The organism is Psittacicella gerlachiana (assembly GCF_003585965.1).
In the GTDB taxonomy this organism is placed as follows: domain Bacteria; phylum Pseudomonadota; class Gammaproteobacteria; order Enterobacterales; family Psittacicellaceae; genus Psittacicella; species Psittacicella gerlachiana.
The window spans coordinates 1-10,268 of sequence record NZ_NRJF01000202.1; the positions used below are offsets into that span (position 1 = coordinate 1).

Sequence of the window (10,268 nt, forward strand, 5' to 3'; positions counted from 1 at the left end):
GTTTATGATAAAATATAATACGTAAAAAATTGTAATTTTTATTACATAAAATAAGCTTTATTTTGTTTTATTTAATAAAAATAACAATTTTATTTGTTATAAAAGTAAAAGATAACAATGTATTGTTATAAAAATCAAAAAAATTGGAAAATAATTTAGCAATGTCGAATACAAGATCATTTAATCGTAGCAACTCAGAATTTCGTCCAGTTAAGATTACCAGAAATTGTAATATTTGGGCTGAGGGATCTGTATTAATTGAGTTTGGGCAGACTAAGGTTTTATGTACAGCTTCAGTTAGTAATAAGTTGCCTCAATTTATCAAAGACCAAAAATTAAATCATGGTTGGTTAACTGCAGAGTACAATATGCTTCCACGTGCGACAAGTACGAGAAACTCTCGTGAAGGACGTAAAGGTGGTGGTATCTCTGGTAGAACTATGGAAATTCAACGTTTAATTGGTAGAGCCTTACGCAATGCTGTTGATTTAGAGAAGATGCAAGACATTTCTATTGTTATTGACTGTGATGTGCTTCAAGCTGATGGAGGAACAAGAACTACAGCTATAAATGGAGCATGTATTGCTTTATATGATGCTTGTCAGTACCTAGTTACTAACGGTTTAGTTGCTGAAAATCCGTTTAAAGAATTTGTCGCAGCTATTTCTATCGGTATTGATAATGATGATATCCTTGTCGATCTAGATTATAGTGAAGATTCAAATATTGGAGCAGATTGTAATCTTGTGATGAGTGAGTCAGCACAAGTAATTGAATTTCAATTAAGTGCAGAGAAGCAGAGTTTTAGTAAGCAAAAGTTAGACCAAGTGTATACATTAGGTCAAGATAGTATTGAAAAAATTATAACATTACAAAAAGAAAGCTTAGGTATTGATAAGTAATACTCTCGGCGAAGAGAATTTCATTCATGGAAAATAACTTTAAAACTCATTTTGATATTAAAACCTTTCAGGGACTAATTTTAGCGTTACAAGAATATTGGGGCAGTGTAGGTTGTACAATTGTTCAGCCACTAGATCTAGAAGTAGGAGCTGGTACTTCACACCCAATGACAGTATTACGTGCTCTAGGACCAGAGCCTATTTGTTGTGCCTATGTACAGCCATCTCGTCGTCCTACTGATGGTCGTTACGGTGAAAACCCAAATCGTCTACAGCATTTTTATCAATTTCAAGTAATTTTAAAACCTTCTCCAGAAAATATTCAAGAACTCTATATCAATTCTTTAAAAATGTTAGGATTTGATACAGTGGAAAATGATATACGTTTTGTAGAGGATAACTGGGAAAATCCTACTTTAGGTGCTTGGGGACTTGGTTGGGAAGTATGGTTAAACGGTATGGAAGTATCGCAATTTACTTATTTCCAACAAGTAGGTGGACTTGAATGTAAACCTGTAACTGGTGAGTTAACTTATGGTTTAGAGCGCTTAGCTATGTATATTCAAGGAGTTGATAATGTTTACGATCTCGTGTGGTGTGATGGTCCGCTAGGAAAAACCTACTACGCAGATATTTTTAAACAAAATGAAGTAGAGCAATCAACTTATAACTTTGAACAAGCGGATATAGAGTTTTTAAGTTCAAGTTTTGAACACTACGAAAAAGAAGCAAAACGTTTATTAGAGTTAGAAAAACCTCTACCTTTACCAGCTTATGAGCAAATCTTAAAAGCGGCTCACAGTTTTAATCTTTTAGATGCGAGAAAGGCTGTTTCTGTTACGGAAAGACAAAGATATATTTTACGTATACGTACATTAACTAAATTAGTTGCAGAAGCTTATTATGCGAGTCGTGAAGCTTTAGGTTTTCCAATGTGTGACCGTATGCAAACTTTAGATAAGAAATAAACAAGGTAGAGCTAAAAATGACAGAACTAAATAAACATAGCTTTTTAGTTGAGTTAGGTACTGAAGAATTACCTCCATCAGATTTAAAAGATATTAGTAATGGTTTTAAAGAGGGCTTAGTATTAGCTTTACATAAAGCTAATATTGCTTATGAAAGTATTGAAGCTTTTGCTACTCCGAGAAGAATTGCGGTTTACCTCCAAGGTTTAAATAGTGTTGCCGATAGTCAATTAATTGAAAAGAGAGGACCAGCAAAATCAGCTTGCTTTAATGAAGACGGAAGCTTATCAAAAGCAGCTCAAGGGTGGTTAAATGCTAATAATCTAGATTTTTCACAAGTTAGCTTTTTAGAAACAGATAAAGGGGCTTGGTTATACTATTCTTTTGAACAACCTGGAGCAAGTGCACAGGAGTTATTACCTTTAGCTGTTGAAGAAGCTTTAGCAGCAATTCCTGTAGCTAAAGGAATGCGTTGGGGCAGTCACGAATTTAGTTTTATTCGCCCAGTGCATACTTTTACTATGCTTTTAGATGATCAAGTATTAGATGGTCAAGCTTTTGGTATTAAATCTGATCGTAAAGTGTTTGGACATCGTTTCTTAGGAACAAAAGAACTCTGTTTAAATCATGCTGATGAATACGAAACTCGACTGTTAAACGAAGGGATGGTAATTGCTTCATTTACTAAGCGTCGTCAATCAATACTAGAGCAAGTAAAAAAATTAGCTACACAAAATAATGGTTTTGTGAATTTAGAAGATGATCTAGTTGATGAAATCACTTCTTTAGTAGAATATCCTAATGTTTTAATTGCGAACTTTGAAAAAGAGTTTTTAAAAGTTCCTAAAGAAGCTCTGATTCATACTATGGAAGGGGATCAACGTTACTTCCCATTATTTGCAGATAGCAAATTTAGTAAATTATTACCTCACTTTATTTTTGTTTCAAATGTAAATCCTCAAGATCCTAGTCTAATTATTGCTGGTAATGAAAAAGTAATTCGTCCTCGTCTTTCTGATGCTAAGTTCTTCTATGAGCAAGATCTAAAAAGACCATTAGAAGATTTATTACCACGCTTAAAAATGGTTGTGTTCCAAAATCAATTAGGTACGGTTTACGATAAAACTTTACGTTTAGAAAAACTATCAAGTGTTCTAGCCCAAAAGCTTGGTGGAAATGTAGAATTAGTTATGCGTGCAGCTCGTTTAGCTAAATGTGATCTCATGACCAATATGGTATTTGAATTTACGGATACTCAAGGGATTATGGGGATGTATTACGCTCAGGAGTTTGGAGAAAATCCTGAAGTAGCAAAAGCTTTATTTGAGCAGTATTTACCTCGTTTTTCTGGAGATGAATTACCATCAACTCTTACGGGATCGATTTTATCTTTAGCCGATAAATTAGATACTTTAGTAGGAATTTTTGGAATTAATCAGCCTCCAAAAGGAGCTAAGGATCCATTTGCTTTACGCCGTGCAGCAATTTCTATTTTAAGAATTTTAATTGAAAATGGCTTTAATCTCCATCTTGGTGATTTAGTGCAAGCTGCAATTGAAATTTATGGTGATAAATTAACAGTTGCACCTGAGAAATTAAAAGCGGATATTTTAAGCTTTGTAAATGGACGTGTAAGATCTCTATACGAAGAACAAGGGTATACGGTTGATGAAATTCAAGCTGTACAGAATTTAGAAATAGATAATCCTTATGATTTCTATTTACGTCTTAAAGCGGTACATGAATTTAAAGATAATTTTGCTTGTGCGGATTTAGTAGCTGCAAATAAACGTGTAAATAATTTCTTATCTAAATCAGCTAATGCAAGTGAACAAAAAATTGATGAAGCTTTATTTGAAACTAATGAAGAAATCAATTTATATCAAGATCTATTAGTATTAGAAGAGCGTTGCTTACCTTTATATCGTAGTCAAGAATACTTCCTATTACTTTCTGAATTAGCAAGTGTAAGAGAAGATATTAATACGTTTTTTGATAATGTAGTTGTAAATGCTGAAAATGAAGATATCAGAGCAAATAGATATGCTTTATTAAATAAATTACATTTATTATTTAGCTTAGTAGCAGATATTTCAGCTTTAAATTATTAAAAAATAGATGCATCCTAGAAGAAAATTTAGGATGCTTATAGGAATATTATGTCGAAAAAAACTCTAGTTACCGTGGCTCTACCATATGCAAATAATGATCTACACTTAGGGCATATGTTGGAATATACTCAAGTTGATATTTGGGTACGTTATTTAAGAATGATTGGTAAAGATGTTTCATTTATTGGAGGAGCAGATGCTCACGGAACTCCAATTATGTTACGTTCTCGTTTACTAGGAATAACTCCTAATCAACTGGTTACTGACTTTAGAAATAATTATTTAGATATTTTTAAAGATTACAATATAAGTTTTGATAATTTTAGTTCGACTGAGAATAAAATTCATCATGATAATGTGCAAGAGATTTATAAAAATCTTGAGCAAAAAGGTTATATTGTTGAAAAAGAAATTGAGCAGTTTTATGATACGGTAGAACAAATGTTCTTACCAGATCGTTACATTAAAGGTGAATGCCCAAATTGTCATGCTCCTGATCAATATGGTGATAACTGTGAGGTTTGCTCTTCAATATATTCACCAACTGAATTAATAAATCCTTATTCAGTTCTTTCAAAATCGAAACCTGAGTTACGTAAATCTGTACATCAGTTCTTTGATTTACCACAATTTGAACAAAAACTTCAAACCTGGTTAACTGAAAGTAAGATTCAACCTGAGATCGCTAATAAAATGCGTGAATGGTTTGAACAAGGTTTACAACAGTGGGATATCTCTCGTGATGCTCCTTACTTTGGAATCGAAGTTCCAGGAAAAGCTGATAAGTATTTCTATGTGTGGTTAGATGCTCCAATTGGTTATTTATCAAGCTTCAAAGAGTTTTGCCAAGAAAAAGGTCTAGATTATGAAAGTTTAATCAGTGCTGATAATGAGCAAATGGAAATGTATAACTTCATTGGTAAAGATATTATTTATTTCCACTCTCTGTTTTGGCCTGCATTATTAATGGGAGCTGGATATCGTCTACCAAGTAATATTTTTGCTCATGGCTATGTAACGGTTAACGGGGTTAAGATGTCAAAATCTCGTGGAACCTTTATTAAAGCGAAAACATGGTTAAAATATGTAGAAGCTGATGCTTTACGTTATTATTATGCAGCTAAATTAAATCCATCAATTGCTGATGTTGATTTAAATTTAGAGGACTTTGTTTCTCGTGTTAATGCCGATATTGTGAACAAATATGTGAATATAGCTTCAAGGGCTTCTTCATTCTTAACAAAACAATTTAATAATCGTTTAGCTGTAGATCTTGATGAACCATTAAACTATCAAGCATTTACCACTAAGTTTGAAGAGATAGGGCAAGCTTTCTATTCGCTAAATTATTCTAAAGCAATTCGTGAAATTTCTGCTTTAGCTGATGAAGCAAATCGTTATTTTACAGAAAGAGCACCGTGGGTAATTGCAAAAGATCCTGAACGTCAAAAAGAATTGCATAGAGTTTGTACACAAACAATTTTCTATTTCAGAGCTATCATGACTTTATTAAAACCTATAGTTCCTGAAATAGTAGCCAAAGCTGAAGCATTTTTAGGAGAGAGTTTAACTTGGGCTAGTTTGAATCAGCTTCCATTTGGTAAACAAATTAATCAGTTTACTCCGATTTTTACAAGATTAGAAAATGCAACATTTGAGAAACTAATCGAAGAATCAAAAGCAGAAGCTCAAGCTGAAAAAGCCTTAAATGAAAAGTTACAACAAGACTTTGAAGCTAAACAAAATAATGGACAGGAAGATGTCCAACCAAGAGAGTTTATTTCTATTGATGATTTTACAAAAGTAGATTTACGTTTAGGAGTAGTTTTAGAATGCTCTGAAGTGAAAGAATCAAATAAACTATTACAATTTAAAGTTGATTTAGGTAATGGTGATATTAGAAATATATTCTCAGGTATTAAATCATATTACAACAAACCAGAAGAATTAGTTGGTACTAATGTAGTCGTAGTTGCAAATTTAGCTCCTCGTAAAATGAAATTTGGGGTTTCAGAAGGGATGATCTTATCAGCTGAAACTGCAGATGGGTTAAATCTAATTACGGTTAATGGGAAAAAATCTCCTGGTAAGGTAGCTTAATCGATAATTATTTGAAATAAGCCACTAATAATTCATTAGTGGTTTATTTCTAATCTATGGAATAAATATAGTGAATAATGCTATTTTCTATAAACCAAAACATTTATGGCGTGCAATCGTATGCATGTTAATAGCAATTACGCTATTTTGTTTATCAGTAACAAAATCAATAGAACCATTTAGAACCTATTTAGATAATTTAACGAATAGAATTTTTATAATTAACTATGGAACTAATCAGATAGTTAATCATATTTCTCCTAATTTTAAGGATGTAGGAGCCTTGACTACTGCTAATGAGCAGTTACAACGTCAAGTTGCTGAATTAAAATCCCAACTTTCACGTTTACAGGCTTTACAGGTAGAAAATGAGCAATTAAAATCTTTGTTCGGGATCAACAATCCTGAAGTTGCACGAACTTTAGCAGTAAATATTATTAATACTGAGCAAGGGGTAAAAAATAATATTATCTTTATTGATAGAGGTGCTGAAGATGGAATCTTTTATGGACAAAACATATTTGATTCTCTAGGATTAATTGGACAAATCATTTCTGTTTCAGATCGTCAAAGTCGGGTTTTAATGATTACCGACATAAATTCTTATGTTCCTGTTTATAATCTAAATAATCAAGAGCAATATTTATTAAAAGGAACAAACAGTAATGAACTTTTAGTTGAGTATGTGAGAGGAAACTCAGAGATAAAAGTAGGTGACTTACTTTACACATCAGGCTTAGCAAATCGCTTTATCTCTAATTATCCAGTAGCAAAAATTATCAAAGTAACTAAGGATAATAATGGAAATGTTATAAGAGCTTATGCTACCCCCTTAGCACAACTCAATAGTTTACGTTATATGGTAGCTGCTTGGCCTTATTGTCAAGTTTTACCAGATAATGTTTCGGCAAATTTAGTGTATCAACGTAGGTATTTGAGTCAAGTGCTTGAAAGAGTTAACAAAAACCGAAAAGCTAAAAGCTTTTTAGATTATCAATACAAGGGTATAGATCCAAAAACTCTTACATTTGCAAGATATCTTGAAAATATTAAGCATGTTACTATGGTAACTTCATTATCCTATAGTGGGGATGTAAATTTAGGGCATCAAAACTGTTATGTTATAAATCCGGAAAGAAAGTTAGAAAATAATGGAGGAACTAATTAATGCATAATCTAATTAGAGTTTTCTTCATTTATTTTACGTTTTTTCTAGGATTTGTAGTTTCTACTGTGCCTTGGAGTAGTGAATATATAAGTTTACGTCCTTATTGGATTTTAATTATTCTCTTAATTTGGACAATTAAGGATTCACGCAAGGTAGGTTATGTTACCGCCTTAGTTGTAGGATTACTAAGCGATAGTTTGGCAGGAACCCAATTAGGTGAACACGCTATAGCTTTTCTTATTGTAACTTTTATAAATACACGTTTGAGTAAGTTGTATGTAAATGTAGGTTTTATGTTCCAAACTATATGTACGGCATTACTTATTTTGATTTACTCTATAGTTATTTTTGCCTTAGAATTATTTTCTTATAATTTTATTCAATTTAATAAAGAGTTCTTCTTGCCTATATTGACTTCGACCATTATATGGGCATGGTTATTTACTGCAATTGGTATTTTACAATTGTGGTTAGCAAAACGTTATCGTATTAATTTTGGTAAATAAGATGACAAAATCAACACAACTTTTTACAGAAAGTAAAAAACACATCCCTGGTGGCGTAAATAGTCCGGTAAGAGCTTTTACGGGAGTTTATGGAGAGCCTATATTTATTGACAAAGCCGATAAAGCATATCTATATGATGTAGACGGAAATAAATATATAGATTTTGTAGGATCTTGGGGACCTGCTATTTTAGGGCATAATCATCCACAAGTAGCTAAAGCTGTTCAAGAATCAGTAGCACATGGTTTAAGTTTTGGTGCTCCTACAGCTTTAGAGCTAGAAATGGCTGATTACTTAACGCAACATATTCCAAACTTAGAATTAGTCCGTATGGTTTCTTCTGGTACAGAAGCAACCATGAGTGCAATAAGACTTGCTCGTGGTTATACGGGAAGAAATAAGATTATTAAGTTTGCTGGTTGCTATCATGGACATAGTGATGCTCTTTTAGTAAATGCGGGTTCAGGTGCATTAACGCAAGGAACTCCGAGTTCGGCAGGAGTTACGCCTGGAGCTGCTCAAGATACTTTAGTTGCTAAGTATAATTGCCTGGCTTCTGTAGAAGCTTTATTTAAAGCTAATCCTACAGAGATAGCTTGTATTATTGTTGAACCTGTAGCAGGAAATATGAATTGTGTTCCTCCAGTTGAAGGTTTTTTACAAGGATTAAGAGCTTTATGTGATCAGTATGGAGCTTTATTAATTTTTGATGAGGTAATGACAGGCTTTAGAGTCGATTTTGCTGGAAGTCAAAAATTATTTGGGATAAATGCTGATTTAATTACTCTTGGAAAGATTATTGGCGGTGGTATGCCGGTTGGAGCTTTTGGGGGCAAAAAAGAAATTATGCAACAAATTGCTCCTTTAGGTGGGGTGTATCAAGCTGGTACCCTATCAGGTAATCCCATTTCTATGACTGCAGGTTTAACAACATTAAAATTACTAAATCATGAAAGTAATTATAAAAACCTAGAACAGAGTACGACTTACCTCATAGAGGGGCTACAAGTCTTAGCTCATAAGTATGGGCATGACTTTTATACCACCAAAGTTGGAGGAATGTTTGGTTTCTTCTTCACAAAAGAAGAGGTTGTGGATTTAGAGACCGCTTCTAGAGCTGATATTGAAAAATATAAAAAATTCCATCAGTTTATGTTAGCAAATGGAGTATATTTTGCTCCATCAGCATTTGAATCTAGCTTTATGTCTTTAGCACATACAAAAGAAGATTTAGATTTTGTTCTTGAGGTTGCAGAAAAAGCTTTTGCAAATCTTTAGTTAGTTAAATAGTTTGAGGTTGATATATGGGGTTTAAAGTTTTTAATTTGTTGCTTTTGTGCGTAATATTATATTTAGTTTACGGCATTATAGCGGGAAGAAATGGGTATATTTATCTAAAAGATATGCGTGCAAAAGTTAGTGAGCAGTATGCTTTAAACACAAAGCTTCAACTTCAAAACGATTATTTACAACAGAGAGTAGAAGCTTTAAAAACTAATAATTTATTTACTTATGAATCTTTTGCAAGAAGACAATTAAATTATATTAGAAAGGATGAAATTTTCTTTCGTATTATAGATAGTCAAATTTTGCCAACTTTCTATTCAAAAGGACAAAGTAATAAATATATTCCCGCAGCTAATGCTCCTGTTCTCAATCCAGTTTTTAATAGAAAAAATTAGGTAGATTGAATGTCTAGATTTTTGGCTTTGGTATGTGCTGCTGGTGTTGGTTCAAGAATGCAACAGAATATTCCGAAACAATACTTGCAATTAGAATATGCTGGAGAAGAAAAAGCGATATTAGAAATAAGCTTATTAAAATTTTTAGGGCAAGTTGACAAAACTCTAGTCGCAGTCAGCAAAGATGATCATTTATGGTCGAAGCTAAAAATCTCTTCTCAACCCAATATACTTACCTGCTTTGGTTATGGACAAAGAATCCATACCGTGTACTCACTACTTGCCAATGCGATGGAAGTGTGTTGGCAAAATTCTTGGCAACCTGAAGATACTTTTGTCATGATTCATGATGCAGCTAGACCCTGTATCACTAAAGAGGATATAACAAGAATTAAAGACTCAACAAGTAAGTTAGATAATTTGTCTAAGATCTTAGAAAAGGGTAAAATTAATGATCCAATTGTTGGGGGAATATTACCGATTAATCGAATTGTAGATTCGGTAAAAAGAGTTGAACAAGAGTTAGTCAAAGAAAATCTAAATAGAGATCATTTAGTTTTAGCTCAAACTCCACAAACTTTTAATTTGTTATATTTGTATTATCTTTTGACAAAAATCTTTATATATTTAAATGAGTCGGTAGAAAAGGAGTCTTATTATCAACCTTATACTAGATATCTTGAGAAGTTTTCAGCTCTAAAAAAACTAGAAAATAGTAAAATAGCTGAAAATAAGTTATTGTATAATAAAAATTTAGAGGGTATGCCTGCTTCTCAAATATTTTCTAGTTTAACCGATGAAAGTGCAGTTTTAATGTATTTTTCAGATAT

The 10,268-nt window shown here is 32.5% G+C and carries 9 protein-coding genes; all 9 read left to right on the plus strand.

Annotated features, from left to right (window positions below):
* The first annotated feature begins 161 nt into the window (after nt 1-161).
* Complete coding sequence (gene rph / locus CKF59_RS06520) at nt 162-902, plus strand: ribonuclease PH (protein WP_119535138.1); 741 nt, start codon at nt 162-164, stop codon at nt 900-902.
* Nucleotides 903-928: 26 nt separating this feature from the next.
* On the plus strand, nt 929-1,870 hold the full coding sequence (glyQ, locus tag CKF59_RS06525) for a glycine--tRNA ligase subunit alpha (RefSeq protein WP_119535139.1): 942 nt from the start codon (nt 929-931) through the stop codon (nt 1,868-1,870).
* A gap of 17 nt (nt 1,871-1,887) precedes the next feature.
* Nucleotides 1,888-3,981, plus strand: a complete 2,094-nt coding sequence (glyS, locus tag CKF59_RS06530; RefSeq protein WP_119535140.1) for a glycine--tRNA ligase subunit beta — start codon at nt 1,888-1,890, stop codon at nt 3,979-3,981.
* A 48-nt stretch (nt 3,982-4,029) separates the two neighbouring features.
* Nucleotides 4,030-6,081: a methionine--tRNA ligase gene (metG, locus tag CKF59_RS06535; protein WP_119535141.1), complete on the plus strand. Its 2,052-nt coding sequence runs from the start codon at nt 4,030-4,032 to the stop codon at nt 6,079-6,081.
* Between the two features lie 70 nt (nt 6,082-6,151).
* Nucleotides 6,152-7,249, plus strand: coding sequence for a rod shape-determining protein MreC (mreC, locus tag CKF59_RS06540; RefSeq protein ID WP_119535142.1), 1,098 nt, complete (start codon nt 6,152-6,154; stop codon nt 7,247-7,249).
* Nucleotides 7,249-7,755, plus strand: coding sequence for a rod shape-determining protein MreD (mreD, locus tag CKF59_RS06545; RefSeq protein ID WP_119535143.1), 507 nt, complete (start codon nt 7,249-7,251; stop codon nt 7,753-7,755). Before mreC ends, mreD begins: the two co-directional genes overlap by 1 nt.
* Nucleotide 7,756: 1 nt before the next feature.
* Nucleotides 7,757-9,034 carry a glutamate-1-semialdehyde 2,1-aminomutase gene (gene hemL / locus CKF59_RS06550; RefSeq protein WP_119535144.1) on the plus strand — a complete coding sequence of 426 codons (1,278 nt, stop codon included), beginning with the start codon at nt 7,757-7,759 and terminating at the stop codon, nt 9,032-9,034.
* Between the two features lie 26 nt (nt 9,035-9,060).
* Nucleotides 9,061-9,438 (plus strand): FtsB family cell division protein, encoded by a 378-nt coding sequence (locus CKF59_RS06555; protein WP_119535145.1) that lies wholly within the window; start codon nt 9,061-9,063, stop codon nt 9,436-9,438.
* Nucleotides 9,439-9,447: 9 nt separating this feature from the next.
* Nucleotides 9,448-10,268, plus strand: an 821-nt coding sequence (locus CKF59_RS06560) for a 2-C-methyl-D-erythritol 4-phosphate cytidylyltransferase (protein ID WP_119535146.1), incomplete at its 3' end; no start/stop codon positions are given.

Excerpts from the sequence above, each read along its gene's own strand:
- rph (WP_119535138.1), top strand. The coding sequence starts at position 162 with ATGTCGAATACAAGATCATTTAATCGTAGCAACTCAGAATTTCGTCCA.
- hemL (WP_119535144.1), top strand. The coding sequence starts at position 7,757 with ATGACAAAATCAACACAACTTTTTACAGAAAGTAAAAAACACATCCCT.
- metG (WP_119535141.1), top strand. The coding sequence starts at position 4,030 with ATGTCGAAAAAAACTCTAGTTACCGTGGCTCTACCATATGCAAATAAT.
- CKF59_RS06555 (WP_119535145.1), top strand. The coding sequence starts at position 9,061 with ATGGGGTTTAAAGTTTTTAATTTGTTGCTTTTGTGCGTAATATTATAT.
- mreD (WP_119535143.1), top strand. The coding sequence starts at position 7,249 with ATGCATAATCTAATTAGAGTTTTCTTCATTTATTTTACGTTTTTTCTA.
- glyQ (WP_119535139.1), top strand. The coding sequence starts at position 929 with ATGGAAAATAACTTTAAAACTCATTTTGATATTAAAACCTTTCAGGGA.
- glyS (WP_119535140.1), top strand. The coding sequence starts at position 1,888 with ATGACAGAACTAAATAAACATAGCTTTTTAGTTGAGTTAGGTACTGAA.